This window comes from Streptomyces sp. NPDC002577, assembly GCF_053594815.1.
In genome coordinates this window covers 1-18,732 of sequence record NZ_JBSFWK010000076.1, presented here as the reverse complement: position 1 = coordinate 18,732, position 18,732 = coordinate 1, and the positions used below count along the sequence as shown (strand labels likewise).

Genomic DNA, 18,732 nt, shown 5'->3' with positions numbered 1-18,732 from the left:
TCCCGCGTTGGAGGAGCCGGGAGTCAAGGAGGCGGGTGGCGAGAGCAATTGTCAATCGCTGTGGTGCGGGTGACGTGTGATCAGGCTACGACGGTCTCGTCGCGCTCGACCAGGAAGCCGTTCTCGAACTTGGCCCCGGAGCGGACCAGGGCGACGAGGGAGGCGCCGGTGATCGCGCGCCAGCGTTCCTGGGCGGACTCGACCAGCTTGAATACCATGGCGAGGGCGGAGGCCGGGCTGCCGGCGCCGCGGGTGACCTTGGTGCGGAGCTTGACAGTGGAGAATGGACTCGATGGGGTTCGAGGTCCGCAAGTGGACCCAGTGCTCGGCCGGGAAGTCGTAGATGGCGAGCAGCTCGTCCCGGTCGTCGGTGATTTTCGCGGCAGCCTTGGGCCACTTCGTGCCGTAGGTTTTCGCGAACGCCTCGATGGCCTTCTCGGCGTGGCCGCGGTCCTCGGCGTTGTAGATCTCCTGCATGGCCTTCGTCGCGCCCGGCTGTGCGGACTTCGGCAGGGCGTTCGTGATATTTCGGGCCTTGTGGACCCAGCGCCTTTGATGACGGGCGGCGGGGAACACTGCGGCCAGGGCCTTCCATAGACCCATCGCGCCGTCGCCGACCACCAGCTCGGGATCGCGCACGCCGCGTCGCCGGCAGTCGCGTAGCAGGTCGGCCCATGACTCGGTGGACTCCCGCAGTCCCTCCGCGAGAGCGATCAGCTCCTTGGTGCCGTCCAGCCGCACTCCGAGCAGGACCAGCACGCACGAGTGGGCCTGTCCGAGCCGGACCTTGGGGTGCACGCCGTCGGCCCACACGTAGACGAAGTCGCGGTCCTTGAGGTCGCGCTGCTGGAAGACGGTGTGGTCGTCCTGCCACTGCTTCGTCAGCCGGGTCACGGACGCCGACGACAGGCCGGCCGAGCCGCCGAGGAACTGCTCCAGCGCGGGCACGAAGTCCCCCGAGGACAGTCCATGCAGGTAAAGCAGGGGAAGCACTTCGGATATCTTCGGCGACTTGCGGCACCACGGGGCCAGGATCCTGGAGGAGAACCGCTTGCGCTCGCCGGTGGCCTCGTCGACGCGCCGGTCGTTCACCCGAGGCGCAGTGACCTCCACGGGCCCTGCCGCGGTGACGACAGTGCGGAGCCGGCGGTGGCCGTTGCGAACCACCAGGCGGTGCCCGTGCTCATCCCGCTCAGCCGCCAACTCGGCTATGTACTGGTCGACTTCCGCCTCCAGTGCGGCAGCGAGCATCCGCCGGGCTCCCTCGCGGACGATCTCGTCGATCAGGGAACCGGACTCCGTTGTGCCGTCCTCGTTGACTACGCTGAGCATGGGCGTACCTTCCCAACCGACAGTGCAACGTCGGTCTACTCGGCGACCTATCGATCACTCGGGAAGGTACGCCCTTTCACGTCCCAACCCGAGGCCGATCCACAGATCTTGAGCATTGCTCCCGCAGAACTCACAGGTGCGCTCCGCCTCCACCTCGGCAAGGGCGATCAGGCTCCTCAGCCTGTCGCCGCTGCCCGGCGGCCCTTCCACGTAGACGCGCAGACCGCCGAGCTTCTCTTTGAGATCGAGGAGACGGTAGCCAGGAAAGGCCGCGCGGATCTGTTCATGCAGACGCTCCAGCAGATGTCGCCAACCCGGCCCCACTGCGTGGATCCGCGCGGGGATCTGTACCGGGCGCGCATCAGGGGCAGCGGGGTCGTCAGCCACTGCCCCATCCTCGCGCACCGCGACAGAGCGCGGGATGGCGCATGCCGTCTCCACGCCGGGGACGGCCGACTCGCACCGGCGGGACAGACCGACAGCGTGTCCACCTGCGGCTTCTCGGCTTGGGGTCGGTGGTGGTGAGAGTCGGTGGTGCTGGTCTCGTGGTTGGTGTTTTGGTGCTGGTCAGTGGGGTGTTGAAGGTAGGGCTGGCACTGTCATGAGGTGAGGGCCTGATGGGCGGGATCGCTGTCGTGGGGCTTTATCTGATGGTGGGTGATGCTGTCTCAGGTTCGTGAGTTCTGATGCGGTGGGGCGGGCCGGGCCGGTGTGATCGTGGGGTGGATCAAGGTGGAGGAGCCGGCCGGGGTGCTGTACTGCCGGGGGCTTTGGTGGTGCGTCGTCTGCTGGAGCGGCAGCAGGCGGGCGAACTGGCTACCCGGCATGTGCGTGCGGTCGGTGAGATGGTGGGTGTTTCGGAGTGTACGGTGTGGCGCTGGCTGGAGCAGGCCAAGTCGACCGGGCGGATGGAGGCCGGGGTCCGGCAGGGGTATGCGGTGTCGGACGAGGTGTGGGCGCTGCTTGGCGAGGTGGGAGGGAATGTCGCTGAGCTGAGGCGCCGGCTGACTGCTGCGGGTGGCGGGGTTTCGGTGCCGTCGGCGTCGACGTTGCATCGGGTGATCCGCAGGGACCGTCGGGCGGGGCGGGCTTTGGTGGCCCCGGGGGAGCCTGAGGTGGCCGTGCCCGTAGGCAGGATCCGCTCAGCGAGCTGGGCCTGAACGTGGTGGCCGCGAAAGGCGGCGGTGGGCAGGTGTTTTTGCGGGAGCAGAAGCACTTGGCGCAGGTTCCGGTCTTAGGCCCTGTCGTCAAATTCCCGCCTGCCTCGCGGTGTCTGGCACGTACGCTCGCCGCGTTGCCGAAACGCCCACGTGGCTCCGCCACGAGGGCGCTCCGGCGCCTTGCGATCGCACGCACCAGACACCGCGAGGCCCGCCCTCCGGGCGGACGACGGGAATGTGACGACAGGGCCTAGTGCCGGGCGTGCAGGTGGTGCATACGTCCGCTGTGCGGTCGGTGCTGCGGACGGTCGCGCACGCGGCCGTGGTCGGGGCGGTGGTGTGTTTGTACGGCGACGCCGGCCAGGGCAAGACCGTCGCGTTGCAGTACGCCCTGTCCCAGCTGCCGCACCCAGCCCGGGTACGCCGGGTCCACGTCGGTGTGCATCCGACGGTTCCCGAACTGCGCCGGGTACTCGCGGATGCCCTCGAGCTGGGCAGGCGTCTGCCGCGCGGGGCGGGGGAGGCCGACCTGATGCTGGTGAACGCGTTGAGACAGCCCCGCGTGCTGGTACTGGACGAGGCACAGCGCCTTCCGGGGCCGGCGCTGGAGTTTCTGCGCGGGCTGTGGGACCACCCGGACACGGCGCTCCTTCTGGCGGGCGCGGGCAGCGAACGGGCGCTGCGCCGGGTGCCCGCGCTGGCCTCTCGGGTGCTGACCTGGGAGTTGGTACCGCGTCTTCGCCCGGGCGAGGTTGCAGCGGCGATGGCTGCCTTCCACCCCCTGTGGGAGGACGTGAGCGAGGACGATGTCGTGTGGGTGGACGAGCATGTGGGCCACGGCAATTTCCGGACGTGGGCGAAGCTCACCTCGCACCTGAGCGCCGAGATCTACGGCAAGAGCCGTGCGGTAGTGGACCGCCGGTTGCTGGAGCGGGCCTGCGCACGGCTCATGGGGCCGCTGTGACCGGCCCTGCCGGGCCGGGGGAGGCTGGCGGCCACGAGGACGGTCCGCGCGCGCGGGGAGGTCTGCCTTCTTCCTCCCTGTCGGCGCTTGGCGGCCCTGCCGTGCGCCGGTTGCTCGCCCTGCGACAGGACCAGAAACTGACGACCCGACATGTACGGCTGATGGCGGAGTCGTTGGAAGTGACCGAGCGCACGGTATGGCGGTGGCTTGCCGCTGCCGAGCGTGACGAGTCCGCGGCTGCGGAGCCCGGGGCGCGGGCCCAGAGCAAAGACCGCTTCTCCGTCACTCCGGAAGTGCGCCGCCTGCTGGCCTTGTGGAAGGGCAACGTCGCGGCGGTCCATCGTGAGCTGATTGCTCGCGCGGCCAAGGGCGAGGGGGAGCCACCTCCGTCGATTTAGACGCTGCACCGGGCGATCCAGCGGGATCTGACGCCGGGGAGCGGGCGGGGCTCGCGGGTGGGGAGCGGGCGGCGCGCAAGCATGATGTGTTCCTGGCCCGGCCGCGGGGCTGGCGCAATCAGGTGTGGGAGACGGACCACATGCAGGCGCCGGTGCTGGTCGACGTCGACGGCAGGGCTCGCAGGCCGTGGATCACCTGGTTCACCGACTGCGCGACGAACGCGATCACCGGCGTCGCGGTTACGCCGGGAGACCCGTCGCGGGAGTCGGTGCTGGCTGCGCTGCGCTCCGCGGTCCTGCATGAGGATCCCTACGGTCCGTTCGGTGGTCTGCCCGAGAAGGTGCGTGTCGACCGTGGCAAGGACTTCCTGTCCAGGACGGTGACCGCCGCGTTCTCCTGGACGTGACGGTGGAGGACCTGCCCGCCTGCACCCCCCACCTCAAGGGCACCGTGGAGGGCCTGAACCGGGCGGTGGAGAGCATGTTCCTGGCCGCGCTGCCCGGCTATGCCCGCCAGCCGCGCCCCGGTAAGCGTGCTTCCCGTTCGAAGGACGAAGTGCTGCTCGGCTTCGAGGACTTCACCGCCCGGCTGCTGGCCTGGACGCTGTGGTGGAGCACCGAGCATCGCCCCGCGCCCTTGCGGGGCAAGACCCCGCTTGAGGCGTGGCAGGACGATCCCACCCCGCTGCGGGACGTGCCGGCCACGGATCTGTGGACGTTCACCCTGGAGGACGCCAGCACCCGCACGCTGACCACTCGCGGCATCCGTTTCAGGAGACGCGACTACGTGGGGCCTTGGATGACCGGGCAGGCCGGAATCCAGGTCCGGGTCCGTTTCATGCCCCACCACGACCACCGCATCGAGGTCTACCACGCCACCACCGGCCGCTACCTGGGTCCTGCGGACCTGGCCGACCAGGCCACCGACGAACAGATCAGCGCCGTACGGCGGGCGCGGGCCGCTCGCTCCCGCCGTCTGAAGAAGGACCTGGAGGCTTCCCAGCGCGAGCGCTACGCCGCCGTGAACCAGCCTGAGGCGCCCCGGCGGCTCGGCGCGCTGACCACCGCGCAGGCCGAGGCCGAACTCACCCAGGCCGTCGGCACCGACCTGTCGGATCTGGCGATGCCGGACCTCATCCCGCCCGCCGCGCCCCCGGCCGACTGGCGCACCCCGCCCTCCCTCGTCACCCGGTCCGCGCCCGGCCGGCCTGCTCCCGTCCCGTCCGAACCTGCCCCCGGGCGCCCGCCCGGATCGACCGCTCAGACCACTGAAGACGGAGACGCCTCGTGACCGCGGCCACTTACCAGTACGTTGACCTGCCCGATGCGTCCGTGGTCACCACCCGCGCCCTGCTCACCGCCCGGGAGAACATCACCGACACCGTCGCCGCCCGCGCCATGATGTGCATCCACGGTGGCGCTGGCTTCGGCAATACGCTCGCCGTCAACATCTGCCTGCGGGGACTCGAGCCGCACGAGGACGTCCGCAAGATCACCTTCCGGGCCCGTCCCACCGCCCGTGCGGTGCGCTACGAACTGTTCACCGCACTCGACCTGGCCGGGGAACCGCGGCGCCACCCCAGGCGAGTTCGACCGGCTGCTGAAGATGGCCCTGGCCGAACGCCCCCGCACCTTCCTCGTGGACGAGGCCCAGTGGCTCAACGGGGAGGCGTTCGAATACTTCCGCTACCTGTGGGACGAACCCTCAACCCAGCTCGCGGTCATCTTCGTCGGCGGGGAGGGCTGCCACACCGTGCTGCGCCGCGAACCGATGCTCTCCTCCCGCATCTTCATCTGGTAGCACTTCACCCGCCTCACCCTCAGCGAAGTTCTCGAGGCCATTCCCCTGTTTCACCCGATCTGGGCCGACGCCGACCCTGATGACATCACCTTCGCCGACAGCCACGCCGCACACGGCAACTTCCGCGCCTGGGCCCAGCTGACCGCCCACACCCGCACCGCCCACACCCGCACCGCCCTGACCCGCACCGGCCGCCCCCGCGTCGACCAGGAACTGCTGCGCTGGGCCTTCAGCCGCCTCGCCTGACCACCCCGCCGCGATGCCGTCCGCCGCGCCACCGCCGGTCGCCGTGGTCATCGACCCGGGCGACGACGCGATCCACACGCACAGCGCCCTGGCCGCCCACCATCCGCCGTCCGGCCGGATCACCCTGCACCCCGGCCCGGGCACCACCGGTGAAACCGGCCTTGCCCACGACCTTCTCGCCGCCCTGGGCAAACCGCCCCTGCTCCCGGGGCGTTTCCCCGCCGGCCGTCAGCCCGCCTGGGAAGCCGCTGCCGCCTGGATGACCGCCCTGCCGTGAACCGGCTGACCGTCCTGCGCGCCCACCGCCTCACCGCCCGCCGCACGATGAGCCTCCTGCAGTTGCGCGCCCTCACGGGTATCCACCTGATCCTGGTCTGCCACCGCCCCCACCTGCCCGCCGCCCTGCACCAGGCCCTGCAGACGGCCGACTACGCCATCACCGCCGACTTCCAGGCCGCCCGCCGCCACTACTACGGCACGACCGCTCCCGTACCCCAGCCTGCGGACGAGCCCGCCCAGCCGACAGATCGGTGGCTCACTCTGCCCGCACTGGAGCGCCTGGTCTCCTACGACAGCCCCATCCCCTGTACCGCCCCGTGCGCACCGCCGCCGATCGTCTTCCGGCACCGCCCGCCACCCGCACCTCTCACCCGGCGGACAGCCCGGGAAGCCGCCCGGCGCCTGGCCGCCGCGACCGCCCATCCCCGCCTGGCCGCCGCCGTCGCCGCCGCGCTCTTCACCGGCGCTTCCTTCCAGCAGCTCGCCACCGCCTGCCCCGGCGACTACGACGCCGCCGCAGCCACCCTGGCCCTGCACGACCGCGCCCGCTACACCGACGGCTGCGCCACCTACCGGGTGCCGCCGTGGGCGCGCGTCTTCCTGAAGGCCGCCGTGTGCTTTGCTCGGCTCGCGCCCGGCCAGGACCAGCATCTGCTGGCCGGCCCCCACGACCGCACCCACCTGCTGCGCGTGGCCGAGGGCGCTAGGCTCCGCCCGCCCCAGCCGCCCGCCGACCAGCGCACCGGCCGTATCCAGTGGGACTGGCGCGAACGCAAGGAGGCACAGCACTACGACGCGATGCTGACACGGCACCAGACCCCGCCCTCGCGGTGAGCCCGAACCCTGGTGCACGGTCAGCCGATGGAGAACTCGGCGAACTCCACATCGGTGAAGGCGATCCCGAGACCGTGGGCACGCAGGCCTCCGTCCCGGAAGTAGGCATGCCCCAAAGCACGGGCGAGGATCACCATCTGCTGCTGCTCGCCCCCGCCGGCGTCCCGGGCGGCGAACAGCTCGCGGGCCACTTCTCCCGACAGATACTGGGTGATCAGCCGTACTCGCGGATCGTCCGACGATCCTGCCGGAGCGGCGAATCCGAACCGCGCCCTGGTGTGGAAGACAAAGCCGTCGGCCTCGGCCCGGGCTCGCTGGCGGGCGCGTACCAGAGGCTGCCATCGTGCCCTGACGGCCTCATCGATCAGCCCCGCATGCACAGCACTGGGGCGGCGGCGCATTCCCGGCCGGGTGGTGACCCACCTCTGTACCGTGCGCTGGGAGATCCCCAGGAGGACAGCTACGTTCTTTGTGGAGCCCTTCTGCGTCTTGAGCAGGAAACGTACAGCGGCATCACTCGTGGGCACGGGACGGGTCAGCAACGCTCGCTCGAGCCCCCTGACGATCTCACCCATGCCCGCCCCCGAGCGTTCTGCCACCGCGATGGCTGGTGCACGGCGGCCGTCTGCTCCCCCAGATCTCTCACGCCATGCCGCTCCCTCCGGCCAGTTCAGGCAAAGCCAAGACGCCACCGCAAACCCTCGGCTAAAGACGGCTGAAGAGCTCGCAGCAACCGAAGCCCGAAGGCGCCGCCCTTCCAGGGCAACCGTGCCACCAACCGCCGTTTACGGAATCCGTACGCGTTTGGTACGTGAAACGTGCGCTTCACGCTAGGGTTGCGGGACAGGAGGTGCTGCATGTCCGAGCTGTTCGACGCGGTCGACGCGCTCATCGCGTCTCGCTCCCCGTTGCCGCCCCCGGCGGAGCGCAAGCGGCTGCGCCAGGCGCACGGTCTGACGCTGGACGAGGTAGCCGCCGCACTGCAGGTGCGGCGCGCGACGGTCAGCGGCTGGGAGGCCGGCAAGACCGAGCCGCGGCCGCCGGAGCGCGACGCATACGCCCGCATGCTGAAGCAGCTTGCCCAGCTCTACCCCGCCAACGCTCTGGTGCCCCCTGTGGACACGGCGGCCCCCGGAACGCCTGTCGTTGCGGCCGCTCCTGCGTCATCGGTAGCTGAACCGGCCCAAGCCCACGCTGACTCCGAGCCTGCTCGCAGGATCACTGCACGCCGCTCCGTCGGCCCTGCCGCGGTACCGCGTCCGGCGACCACGACCAGGCCGACGTCGCGCGGTCCGGCCGTGAAGAAGGCCGCCCCCGCCAGCACCCCGGCAGGCGGGACCGATGCGAGGTTCGAGAACGGTCCGCTTGCGGTCGTCGACGTCGCCGACGGCCAGGTGCTGACGTACTGCGTCGGCGGCCTGGTCCTGGACGTACCGGCGAAGTCCATTCCGGCCTTGGCGGAGTGGACGCTGAGCGAGGGGCGGCTCGGTCAGCCGAAGCTGTCCGGGCCGGGCAAGGACGGCGACCCGCTGATCGTGCTGACCGAGGCCGCGTGCAAGCACTACGGCCTGCCCATCACGCTCACCAAGGAGGAGCGCCTGGCCGGCCGGATCCCGGAGGGCCACAAGGTCATCAAGCAGCTGACGCGCGCCAACTGGCAGTTGACCAAGCGCGGGTTCGGGCCGTGGGCGAGGATCTACCGCCCCGCGCAGGGCTCGGAGCGGGCGTGCGTGCAGTTGTGCATTCCGTCGTGGGACGCGCTCGACACCCGGCACTGGGCCGACACGGGGCAGCTGCCGCCGGCGGATCTGGCCCGGCTGTTGGGCACGTATGCGGCCCGGGTGATGACGCCGCGCGGATCGACCGCCGTGACCGGCCTGGAGCTGATGACCGCCCTGCACCCGCCGACCCGCGCATCCGAACCGGATGCGACGGGCAAGCGGCACTCTGAGCACAACCCCGGCTCGCTGGGCAAGGACCCGGTCGACCCGGCGCCGTGCGAGGCCCCCGACGGACACCCGCTGCTCGCCGACCTCCCGCGCTTCCACCAACGCACCCCGGCCGAGGTCCTGGTGGAGGAAGCCTACGACTGGGCGCGCCCGCTCACCGACGCCGAATGCCTTCGCCCCCACCTGGTGGGCATCGACGTGAACATGGCCTTCGCCGCCGGCGCCAACGGGCTGATCGTCGGGCTCGGTGCGCCGACGCATGTGAAGGCGCCGGTGTTCGACGCGAAGCTGCCCGGCTCGTGGCTGGTCGACCTGTCCCACGTCGACCTGTCGAGGGTGAAGGTCGCCAAGGACAAGTGGGCGGACCTGGACAGCAGCTTGCTGCCCAGCCCGTTCACGCCGAAGGGAGAGCGCCCGACGGGTCCGGCCTGGTACGCGACGCCGACCGTGGCGTACGCGGTGGAACTCGGCTACGACGTGCGACCGATCGAGGCATACGTCCGCCACGACAACGGGCGTTACCTGGACGGCTGGTACAACCGACTGCGCGATGCCTACCTCGCCACGATGGCTGACCTCGGCATACACGCGGACATGCCGCCGGCCGACTTCCTCGCGGCGATGGAGGGCTACAGGCGGCGTGACCCTCAGCTGGCGATCGTGGTGTCCGCGATCAAGGCGACCGTGAAGGGCGGCATCGGCAAGCTGCGCGAGCGCCCGCGCGGCGAGGACTGGAAGCCCGGGCAGCCGTGGCGGGCCCTTGCCCGGCCCACCTGGCGCCCGGACATCCGCGCCGCTGTCATCTCCCGGACCCGGATCAACATGCACCGAAAGATCGTCAAGCACGCCGCCTTCACCGGCCAGTACCCGGTCGCGGTCCTCTCGGACTGCGCCGTCTACGCTTCCGACGGGCCCTCGCCGCTGGACTTCCTGCCCTACCGGGACGGCAAGCCACTGCCGGGCGGCTTCAAGGTCGGCGTGAACCCGGGCCTGGTGAAGTGGGAGGGGACCCAGAGCGTGCTGTGGGGCGAGGGCGTTCGCGAGCAGTTCAACGCCCCGGAACTCAACCTCGCCCGGTACATCAAGGACGGCACCGTCACCGACCAGGACACCGGGGAGTAGGTAGAGCGCGATGAGCCTGTTCGGTAACGGCCTGGACGCCGCGGTGCACAAGGCGTTCACCCGACCGGCGCCCAAGAGCGCGGGTGCGCAGATGCGCTACCTGGTCAAGCAGCTCAAAGGCACCAGGGCGGTCGCCCAGATGCTGCGCATCTCCCAGCGTACCGTTGAACGGTACGTGAAGGACCAGATCAAAAAGCCCCGCCCCGAACTCGCCGCCCGCCTGGAGGCCGAGGTGAAGAAGCGGTGGCAGCCGCAGATCCGCGCCCAGGCGCGACGGAAGGCGGCGACAACCGGCGGCATCGTCATCGACACCCGCGCCCGGATCGGCTACACCGCGCCGATCGGCACGACGGACGAGGACCGCCTCCGGCACCTGACGGTCGCCCTGCCGCCCCGCTACGCCGCACGCCTCTTCGACGCCCAGGAGCAGGGCGCCAACGACCAGCAGCTCCAGCAGATCGCCGCCGAAGCGCTCAAGGAGGTGTACTTCCAGGACAACGGCCGCCGCGCCGGCCAACTGGAGGAAGTCCGCTTCACCGACATCGAGCACCTGGAGTTCGACCTGTAGATCCCGAACAGCCGTTGATCAGGCCTCTTACGCCTTCAGATAGTCGATCATCCTGCTGAGCGTGTCTGTGTTGTCCTTGACCTTGCCAAGCGCGATGTTGCAGTCCATGCAGAGCAGCCCACGGTTGTGCCCGCGGGCATGGCAGTGATCGACGTTGGCATCGCCCATCCGGAAGTTGTCGGGATCGACCTTGGTGAAGGGGGTCAGACATGTGGCGCAGGCGTTGTCCTGGTCCTTGAGCATCTGGGCGATGTCCCCGAACGTCAGGCCATAGCCCTTCTTCAGGTTGCCCTTCGCGCTCTTGATCCGGACGCATTCGTTGCATATGCGGCCCTCGCCGCGGTTCTTGAAGCCGAACACGGCGTACTCGTGGCCTGATCGGCACTGCGTATCGCCCCTGCGATAGGGCTCGTATGGCACCGCCTCCGGGTCGATCCCGCGTGAACGCAATCTCGAGTCGCGTGTGCAGCGCCGACAGCTCCGGGCTCCTGTCTTCGGGTTCACGTAGGGGATGTTGTCGTTGTCGAACTCATGCCCGTTTGCGCACCTTTTGGCTGGAGTGGCATTGTCGGCAGCCCGATCACCTCTACCGTTCACAAAGGCTCCGCTTCCCAGGTTCCGCCACAAGGTGGCGTGCTCGTGATGGACGCACAGCAACGTGTTCTCGCAGTTGCGTGTGACTGTCTGTCCCGACGTGAGCGGCGTGCCGGAGTAGTGCTCGAACACCCAGCGCTGAACGTAGACGAGCGGGTTCTCGCCTGCCGCGTAGCGGTCACCGTCGTAGTACAGCGGGCGGCCGTCTTTGTCCGTCATCCCCTTCCAGACCAGGCATCCCGACTCCGTGCGCTCTACGTTCTGAAGCACTACCTCGATGCTGATCGGGGGCCGGGGGCCGGTCCTCTCAAAGGTTCCGTGCTTCCGGTAGTAGCGGTAGCAGGCTTGGCACCTCATGCCGCCCATCCGCGTCGCGGGCTTTCCGTCGCCGGAGGTGCACAGTTTTGGCATGGCGAGGATCAGAGCACAAGATCACGGCCGAGAGCAAACCAAAGACTACTAACCAGACATGAAGTCCCCACGGGACATACCACGCCGAGGTTGAGGCCCGAGGGTTCCCAGCTTCGGACTCCCGGACGCGACGGCCGGGCGCCTGGAGCGCTCAACCCGCCAACTGAAGCGCTCAGCGAGCACCTGGCTCGCCGCCCTGGCAGGACCGCCCCACCCCACCGTCATCGGTCAGGCCAACGGCACGCTGCGGTCGGCGTGGACGACCGTCCCGTCGGCCAGCCCCACGTAGGGCAGCATCTGCGTGTACGGGATGCGCTGCTCTCCCTCTACCTGCCGCAGCTCATCGGCTCGGACCAGGAGCGCGGTGGGAGCACCGGGCGTGGCAGACCCCGCGCCTGCTGGCACGTCCGCCGATAGAAAACGGGACACCGCTGTCAGTGTCGGGATTCATACTGGCGGATCAAGCCATAACACGCGGTCGCACCCGTCCCGTCTGGCACAGGTTGCACGCTGCGCGGAACAGACAAGGGCAACGTGGCCCTTGGAGGGGAGTGCCATGCTGGTGACGTCAGTGGAGATAGAGGCGTTCCGCAACATCACGAACAAGCAGACCATGGCGGTCGACCCTCAGGCCACGTGCCTGATCGGCAAGAACAAGTCGGGCAAGACGACGATCCTCAAGGCTCTGCATCGGCTGAACCCGGCCAACAACGCGGACGACTTCCATGTCACCACCGACTATCCGCGACGGCACCTGTCCAGGGACCGGCGCTCCAAGAACCTCGACAAGGTCGCTCCCGTGACGGCCACGTTCGCGCTGGAAGACGCGGACATCGACGCACTTGAGGAAGTGGTCGGCGTACGCCCGCCGGTGGGTACCTATGTCAAGGCGTCACGCTTGTACGACGGCAGCCTCCAAGCCGAGGTGTACTGCACCCTTGAGGACGTCCTGAGCCATGTCTTCGAAGAAGCCGGCGTCGACAACACCGACGACCGTGAGGCCATAGCCGGAGACCACACGAGCATCGAGGCGGTGAGTGCCGGGGCGAAGGCCCGGGCGAGGGACGTGGGCGCTGGCAAGAAGACGGCCCGGGTCAAGGCGATCGAGAAGGTCCCGGCCGAGCTGGACCGGCACAAGCAGTACGTCGAAGAGAACCTCGACGGCGAGCAGCGCGAGCAGCTGATCGAGCTGCTCCCCCGGTTCTTCTACTTCTCCAGCTACGAACTGCTCCCCGGCGAGTGCGACCTCCACGCGCTCGCTGAACGCGCGAAGGCCCGGCAGTGGAAGCGCGGAGACGAGACCATGATGTCCCTGCTCCGCCTTGCCGGCGAGGGGCCGGAGGACTTCCTGGACGAGGATTACGACAGCCGCAAGGCCGAACTCCAGGCCGCCAGCCTGGACCTGAGCGACCAGGTCTTCGAGTACTGGAAGGCAGAACGACGCCCTCACCGTCGTCTTCGACACCGACCTGATCGCCATGCCCCTGGACCCCAACGGCCAGCCGCAGAACCATCACCGGCTTCTCAAGATCGAGCTGCGCGACGACCGGCACGGTGGCGTGGAGACCAACTTCTCCACCCGCTCCACCGGCTTCCAGTGGTTCTTCTCCTTCCTCGCCGCGTTCAGCGCCTACCGCGACACCGATGAGCGAGTCGTGGTCCTGCTCGACGAACCGGGCACCAGCCTGCACGGCGAGGCCCAGGGCGACTTCCTCCGGTACGTCTACGGGGAGCTCGGACCCAAGCAGCAAGTCCTCTACACCACCCACTCCCAGCACATGATCGACCCCACGCGGTACGAGACCATGCGCGCCATCCACGACCAGGCGACCCGCGAAGACCCGAGTCTGGGCGTCGTTATTACCTCGGTCAGCCTGTCCGCAGACCCCAAGACGATCCTGCCGGTGGAGGCGGCGCTCGGATACTCCGTGTCGCAGCATCTGTTCCTCGGATCCGGCCCACTCCTGGCGGTGGAAGGCAGCAGCGACTTCATCTTCCTCATGCGCGTGTCCGACTACCTGATCAGCCAGGGCCGCACCGGCCTCGATCCCCGGCTGGCGATCATCCCGGCCGGCGGCATCGGCAACAATGCCGGCCTTCGTCGCTGTCATGGGACGCCGACTGTCCGTCCGCGCGCTCATCGACGGAGCCGAGACCACCAAGGTGACCGCCAAGGTCCTCAGCGCTGCTCAGGCCGCCAACGTCGACGCCACCCACATCACCGTCATCGGCCAACTCGAAGGGCTCCCCGAGACGGCCGACATCGAGGACCTGTTCTCCACCAAGGACTACCTCTGGCTCCACAACAGGGCTACCGAGGTCACCATCAACGAGGCAGATCTGATCACCACCGACCAGCCCCTCCCGATCCTCAAGCGCATCGGGATCGCCCGGGAGAAGCAGCACAAGCCCCGGGACTTCGACCACGTCGGGCCCGCACACCAACTCACCCGCGACAAGGACGCCTTCTTCGAGCAGGTCGATGACGAGACCCTCGACCGCTTCGAGACGGTCTTCAAGAAGCTCACGGCCTGAGCCTGCTTGGCAGCATGAGACCCTGGGCATCTGCGACCCGGGGTCTCTCTGCGCACTGGAATGTCCGACCGGTTCAACGGCCCTCCGCCGGGAGCGTCACGCCCACTCCATGCCCAGCTCTCTTAGTGCGTCCAGTTGGTCCTGGGCGAGCTTGTCCCGCCTCGATTTGGTGTTGGAGACCCACACACCCAGCTTCACGAGCACGGGCTCCGTCTCGCCGTCGACCGTGATCTGCTCACTGTGCCCCCTTGGCACCGGCCGGTCCGCGCCCTCTCGCGCCACCCACTGGGCGAGTGCCGCCAGGCCGCGCTGGAAGGCCGCTGATGCCTTCCCTGCAGTCTTGGCCGCCGGGACCGGTGCGGGCCGCTCAGCGGGCGTCGCGCCCAGCGCGGACAGCCGCCGCTGCTGCTCCTCGGACAGCTGCGCCCAGATGGTCGCCTCCCGCTGTCGTGCCAGCCACTTGCCCAGGTCATCGCCCTCGAACAGCACGCCCGGCTGGATGGCTGGCAGGCTGCCGTCGGCGTCGACCAGGTCGGCGAGGACGCGGTAGTGGCGCTGCCAGTCCAGTGGCCAGGGGCAGTCCCAGTCCGGGTCGATGGCCGTCAGTTGCTGCGCGCGCTCCCGGGCTCGGCCGACGTCCTTCCCGAGGCCGCCCTTGCGGCGGAGGTTGGCCATGTGCTGCCCGATGGGCATCATCGCCTCGCCTTCGCCCCAGACCGCGTCCTGACGCGGGGCGAGGTGCCCCGTGGTGTGGCGGTAGGACCGGAGCGCGGCGAGCTTGCTTTCCCACGCCTCCTCGCCCGGCTCCCACACCATCCCGGCCTCCGGGGCGTCCAGCATCTCCTTGCGCCGTTCCTCCAGCTCCCCGGCCCGTAGCGCCTTCCTCTGCTGGTGCACCCATCTCCCCAGGGGAAAGTCTTTCGTGACGCCCACCGTCGTCTCGGTGTCGTACGGGACGGCGTACAGGCCGGTGATCTCGTTCTCGGCTCGCCACCGGATGAGGGCCTGGTAGCCCTCCAGCCACACCAGGGAGTCAGGCCGGTAGACGCGGGTGCGCAGGAACGCGGCGATGGTGACAGCGTCCCGGGGAGTGGAGAAGTGGAGCAGGGCTGATTCGGTGGCGGCCTGGGTGTCGTCGTGTTCCTGGTCCTGGCCGTCGCCGCCGTTCGCGCCGACGATCCGGCCCTCTTCGTCGCGCTGCACGTGGACCTTGTGGGCGTGCTTGCCGCGGGTGAGGGCGCGGGAGGCGAGCTGCTCGACCAGGCGCTCATCGTGGCTACGCAGGCCCTGGAGTACGGCCACGAGCGGCTTGAAGCTCGCGCTGGCCACCATGTCGGTCGGGTCCTCGCCCGGCTCCAGGAAAATCGGCACGATGATCCTGGCCACCTTGGTGGAGCCGTCCCGGTTCAGGCGGAGCGCGCGGCCGATGTTCTGCACGATCTCCACCTGGGAACCGCGGGTGTCGGCGAAGCAGATGGCCTCGACACCGCGGTCGCCGGTGATGTCGACGCCTTCCCCGAGTACGCGGACGCTCGCGAGGAACGCGCGGTGTACGCGCCGGTTGTTGGCGTCGATGCCGTCGGCGAACTGCCGCAGCGCTTCCCGCCGTTCGGTCACCAGGTGGTCGCCGCACAGCCATGCCGACCACACCCGGTCCGGCGGGACGTGGCGGCCGGCCTCCAGACCGTAGAACTCCGCGTCGATCGACGACGCGGGCAGTTCCTTTTCCGCCTTGACCATGGTCTCGTCATCGGTCTCGGTGGCATACAGCTCGGCAGCGGTCTTCGGCACCGCCTCCGCGAACGCCTGTGCCTCCTCCACCTTTTGATGGAAAGTCATGGTGGTCCGCAGGTTGTACGCCGCCGCGTGCTCCAGCAGGGCGGTCTGCAGCAGGGCCAGGCGCCGGCCCCGCAGTGCCTCCTCCGACAGCCCGAGCACGGGGGAGGGGTCGCGGATCTCCAGCACGTCGATCTCGAACGGGGCGAGGATCTCCCGCTCGATCGCCTCCGAGAGCCCCAGTTCGGCCAGCCACGACCCGTACGTCCCGTCCGGAGCGTCGGTCATGCTCGCGATCTCCAGCTCCTGGCCGTCCGCGCCCTTCTGCGGCCGGGGCGCGGCGAGGATGCGCGGGGTCGCGGTCAGGTACAGCCGGAAGTCCGCCGGGATCCGGGTGTTGTCGTGGATCGCCGCCCACGGCCTGCCAAGATCCCCCGCCGTACCATGGGCTTCGTCGATGATGGCGAGCGAAAAACCGTCCATGCGCTGGCCGTACAGGCGCTCTCCGCCCGCCAGAGCGGCCTCCAGCGGCCCGCGAACGCGTCCCTGGCCCATCGGGTCGTCGAAGTCCTCGCGGTCCACCAGGGAGGCGTACGTGGCGAACACGATGACCGGCCCGTGGGCGGCCCACAGGGCGAGCTGGATCGGGTTGGTGGTGGTGCGCACGCCCAGCTCGGTCAGCACGGGGTCGTTGTCCAGCGAGCACACCGCGACCATGGGGGAGCGGTGACCCACCGCCCGCCACGCCTGGGCGGTCTGCACGAGCAGGTCCAGAGTCGGCACGGTCACGAGGATCCGGCCCTCAGGGAAGCACTCCAGCGCGCCCGCAGCAGCCATGATCGTTTTGCCGGACCCGGTCGCTGACACGATCGTGCCACGGGCACCCTGAGGGGGCACAGATGACCTTGCAGGGAATCCGACCCACTTACGGAAACTCGACTTCTGGTCGATCTGGTGTTTCTTGAGCGGAATCCTGCTCATCGCCCTTCCTTTTCACCCGTGTCGTACAGCCAGCTGTCGTGAAGCTTTTCGAGCGCGGTTTCCTGCTGGCCGTGCTTCGCCCAGATCCCTTCGAGCCAGAGCGGGGTCGTCTCGATCCTCTCGTACAGCGCGAAGCAGCCGGGCAGGTCGATCAGCATGAGCTCGCCCGCGAACATGCCGCCGGGCCCGTAGCGGCGCCACAGCCGCTCCAGCCGCGCCCGGTGCTCGTGCAGGTACGCGTCCAGTGCCTGCGGGTAGGTCTCCGGCTCCGCCAGGTGCACGGTCCGCAGGGCGATGTCCACGAGCTCCCGGGCGGACTCCTGGTCCCACTGCTCGGAGCTGGTGCCGGTCACGACGGCATAGTGCTGCTCGCACACGGCGAGGACGCGCTCGATGAGCTCCGCCGGCGCCTCGCTCTCCTCGCCACGAACGGAAGGCCGGCCGACACCCGCGTGCAGATCGGGCAGGGCGCGCAGTTCGCCGGTGCGGGCGCTCGCCTCCACCAGGTCCAGGCCGTGGTCGGCGAGGTGAGCCAGGAGCAGGCGAGACAGGACCTCCCCGTCCCTGGCGTACATCTGAGCGTTGTCGTCGTCTCTGCTGTCGGGGGAGACGATGGCGCGAGTGAAAACGGTGTCGAAGAAGAACTCGGACAGGGCGCCGACCAACTCCGGGCGCGCAGATGCCGACTGGTCGTCCAGCGCGGACAGCGGCGTCCATGACTGCAGTGAGGAACCGCCCGCGGGCGCCCTGTAGTTGACGTGCCTCGCTCTGCGGGCTTTCCTCGACGGCCTCCACGACGCGGTACAGGCCCTGGTCCCCGTACAGGCCCCCCGGCTTCTCCTTCGCCCGGCGCACCTTTGCCACGGCCTCCTCAACGGACCGCGCGTAGGTGTAGTTCGTCACCACCGAGGCCCCGGGGTGCGCCGAGTCAGTCCGCTGCGCCACGATCCGATAGGGGATCAGCCCGGGGTCAGACTCCACCGCCCCACCGCTCGCACCTTCCTGACGGTCCCGCAGCGCTTGGCGCCAGCGGTTCGCCTGCGCGTCGTTCTCCGCGGAGCAGGTGTCCCACGCCGTGCTGTCCATCAAGTTCCAGATGCGCCGCAGCTCGTTCCGCCGAACAGGAGCCAGCCGCTTCTCCGTGCTGAGCGGCCTTGGCTGGTCCTCGCGGCTTTCCAGGCCACCCGCAGCCACCAGTCGCTCGTGGATCTGTTCCGCCGCCAATCCGGTAACCCCATGCTGGATTTCCTCCCGCACCTTGATGCGCATTTTGACGCTCAATGAATTCAAGTCGTACCCTCCTTCACGGCCCCGCCCCGGGTGGTTGTGGGATGCTCTATGTTTCTGCCAATGGTACATGCTGCATCAATCTGATGCAGCGCCACACTAGATTCCGACACGAACGAGCGACCCTCACCCCCGTAGCCAGCCTCGCCCGCGTCAGCGGGCCCCAAGGTTCTGGAGGCGCAGCCGGAAGGACCGTCAGGCGGGGGAGCGCAGCGAACCCGCCCAGGAGTCCGAAGCACTCCCCAACTCCCTTATTGAGAAACCGGTTAGTTGCACCTGGCATACCGTCAACCCAGGGCAGCGCGCAGCGCGGCCCGCCGGACGCGAAGCGGTCGGCTCTCCCTCAACTCCCGGAGCGAAGCGGAGGGAGTTGGCCCGGCGAAGCCGGGCGCGGTGAGCGAAGCGAACCGCGCCGCTTGCACATCGCGCAGCGATGTGGTATCCGCCCCGCCAACCCGGAGGCCCGCGTCGGCCAGCTCAGCGGCGGCAACCAGC

15 protein-coding genes and 2 pseudogenes are annotated in these 18,732 nt (G+C 69.1%); 9 read left to right on the top strand and 8 right to left on the bottom strand.

Annotation, left to right across the window (positions count from 1 at the left end; genetic code table 11):
• Nucleotides 1-80: 80 nt before the first annotated feature.
• Both ACWD4J_RS42810 and ACWD4J_RS42805 read right to left on the bottom strand, forming a co-directional pair.
• A pseudogene (locus ACWD4J_RS42810) lies at nucleotides 81-1,332 on the bottom strand (IS256 family transposase).
• Nucleotides 1,333-1,386: 54 nt separating this feature from the next.
• Nucleotides 1,387-1,719 carry a hypothetical protein gene (locus ACWD4J_RS42805; RefSeq protein WP_451400970.1) on the bottom strand — a complete coding sequence of 111 codons (333 nt, stop codon included), beginning with the start codon at nucleotides 1,717-1,719 and terminating at the stop codon, nucleotides 1,387-1,389.
• Nucleotides 1,720-2,754: 1,035 nt separating this feature from the next.
• On the opposite strand from ACWD4J_RS42805, the gene ACWD4J_RS42800 reads away from it, so the two are divergent.
• From ACWD4J_RS42800 to ACWD4J_RS42780, 5 genes and pseudogenes are all read left to right on the top strand, one after another.
• On the top strand, nucleotides 2,755-3,456 hold the full coding sequence (locus tag ACWD4J_RS42800; protein WP_451400969.1) for an AAA family ATPase: 702 nt from the start codon (nucleotides 2,755-2,757) through the stop codon (nucleotides 3,454-3,456).
• Between the two features lie 101 nt (nucleotides 3,457-3,557).
• Nucleotides 3,558-5,145 (top strand): annotated as a pseudogene (locus ACWD4J_RS42795) (transposase).
• 315 nt (nucleotides 5,146-5,460) lie between these two features.
• A complete protein-coding gene (locus ACWD4J_RS42790; RefSeq protein ID WP_451400968.1) occupies nucleotides 5,461-5,655 on the top strand; it encodes an ATP-binding protein in 195 nt (64 codons plus the stop codon).
• A gap of 259 nt (nucleotides 5,656-5,914) precedes the next feature.
• On the top strand, nucleotides 5,915-6,178 hold the full coding sequence (locus ACWD4J_RS42785; protein WP_451400967.1) for a hypothetical protein: 264 nt from the start codon (nucleotides 5,915-5,917) through the stop codon (nucleotides 6,176-6,178).
• Nucleotides 6,175-7,014, top strand: a complete 840-nt coding sequence (locus ACWD4J_RS42780) for a hypothetical protein (RefSeq protein WP_451400966.1) — start codon at nucleotides 6,175-6,177, stop codon at nucleotides 7,012-7,014. The genes ACWD4J_RS42785 and ACWD4J_RS42780 overlap by 4 nt, the downstream gene beginning before the upstream one ends.
• Before the next feature lie 20 nt (nucleotides 7,015-7,034).
• On the opposite strand, the gene tpg (ACWD4J_RS42775) is transcribed toward ACWD4J_RS42780, so the two are convergent.
• Complete coding sequence (gene tpg / locus ACWD4J_RS42775; RefSeq protein ID WP_451400965.1) at nucleotides 7,035-7,589, bottom strand: telomere-protecting terminal protein Tpg; 555 nt, start codon at nucleotides 7,587-7,589, stop codon at nucleotides 7,035-7,037.
• A 282-nt stretch (nucleotides 7,590-7,871) separates the two neighbouring features.
• Between tpg (ACWD4J_RS42775) and tap the strand changes: the two genes are divergently transcribed.
• A complete protein-coding gene (gene tap / locus ACWD4J_RS42770; RefSeq protein WP_451400964.1) occupies nucleotides 7,872-10,085 on the top strand; it encodes a telomere-associated protein Tap in 2,214 nt (737 codons plus the stop codon).
• A 10-nt stretch (nucleotides 10,086-10,095) separates the two neighbouring features.
• Nucleotides 10,096-10,653: a telomere-protecting terminal protein Tpg gene (tpg, locus tag ACWD4J_RS42765; protein ID WP_451400963.1), complete on the top strand. Its 558-nt coding sequence runs from the start codon at nucleotides 10,096-10,098 to the stop codon at nucleotides 10,651-10,653.
• A 27-nt stretch (nucleotides 10,654-10,680) separates the two neighbouring features.
• On the opposite strand, the gene ACWD4J_RS42760 is transcribed toward tpg (ACWD4J_RS42765), so the two are convergent.
• Together ACWD4J_RS42760 and ACWD4J_RS42755 are read right to left on the bottom strand one after the other, a co-directional pair.
• Entirely contained in the window at nucleotides 10,681-11,517 is an 837-nt protein-coding gene (locus tag ACWD4J_RS42760; RefSeq protein ID WP_451400962.1) for an endonuclease domain-containing protein, read from the bottom strand.
• Between the two features lie 369 nt (nucleotides 11,518-11,886).
• Nucleotides 11,887-12,087 (bottom strand): hypothetical protein, encoded by a 201-nt coding sequence (locus ACWD4J_RS42755; RefSeq protein WP_451400961.1) that lies wholly within the window; start codon nucleotides 12,085-12,087, stop codon nucleotides 11,887-11,889.
• Nucleotides 12,088-12,214: 127 nt separating this feature from the next.
• On the opposite strand from ACWD4J_RS42755, the gene ACWD4J_RS42750 reads away from it, so the two are divergent.
• A complete protein-coding gene (locus ACWD4J_RS42750; RefSeq protein WP_451400960.1) occupies nucleotides 12,215-13,306 on the top strand; it encodes an AAA family ATPase in 1,092 nt (363 codons plus the stop codon).
• On the top strand, nucleotides 13,218-14,144 hold the full coding sequence (locus ACWD4J_RS42745; RefSeq protein WP_451400959.1) for a hypothetical protein: 927 nt from the start codon (nucleotides 13,218-13,220) through the stop codon (nucleotides 14,142-14,144). Before ACWD4J_RS42750 ends, ACWD4J_RS42745 begins: the two co-directional genes overlap by 89 nt.
• 145 nt (nucleotides 14,145-14,289) lie before the next feature.
• Here ACWD4J_RS42745 and ACWD4J_RS42740 read toward each other — a convergent pair whose 3' ends face one another.
• From ACWD4J_RS42740 to ACWD4J_RS42730, 3 genes are all read right to left on the bottom strand, one after another.
• Nucleotides 14,290-16,950 carry a Helicase associated domain protein gene (locus ACWD4J_RS42740; protein WP_451400958.1) on the bottom strand — a complete coding sequence of 887 codons (2,661 nt, stop codon included), beginning with the start codon at nucleotides 16,948-16,950 and terminating at the stop codon, nucleotides 14,290-14,292.
• Nucleotides 16,947-17,615: a hypothetical protein gene (locus tag ACWD4J_RS42735; protein WP_451400957.1), complete on the bottom strand. Its 669-nt coding sequence runs from the start codon at nucleotides 17,613-17,615 to the stop codon at nucleotides 16,947-16,949. Before ACWD4J_RS42735 ends, ACWD4J_RS42740 begins: the two co-directional genes overlap by 4 nt.
• A gap of 909 nt (nucleotides 17,616-18,524) precedes the next feature.
• On the bottom strand, nucleotides 18,525-18,732 hold a 208-nt coding region (locus ACWD4J_RS42730), incomplete at its 5' end, for a hypothetical protein (RefSeq protein WP_451400956.1).

Coding starts and splice junctions, on each gene's coding strand:
- ACWD4J_RS42785 (WP_451400967.1), top strand. CDS start 5,915: ATGCCGTCCGCCGCGCCACCGCCGGTCGCCGTGGTCATCGACCCGGGC.
- tap (WP_451400964.1), top strand. CDS start 7,872: ATGTCCGAGCTGTTCGACGCGGTCGACGCGCTCATCGCGTCTCGCTCC.
- ACWD4J_RS42750 (WP_451400960.1), top strand. CDS start 12,215: ATGCTGGTGACGTCAGTGGAGATAGAGGCGTTCCGCAACATCACGAAC.
- tpg (WP_451400965.1), bottom strand. CDS start 7,589: ATGGGTGAGATCGTCAGGGGGCTCGAGCGAGCGTTGCTGACCCGTCCC.
- tpg (WP_451400963.1), top strand. CDS start 10,096: ATGAGCCTGTTCGGTAACGGCCTGGACGCCGCGGTGCACAAGGCGTTC.
- ACWD4J_RS42740 (WP_451400958.1), bottom strand. CDS start 16,950: ATGAGCAGGATTCCGCTCAAGAAACACCAGATCGACCAGAAGTCGAGT.
- ACWD4J_RS42790 (WP_451400968.1), top strand. CDS start 5,461: ATGGCCCTGGCCGAACGCCCCCGCACCTTCCTCGTGGACGAGGCCCAG.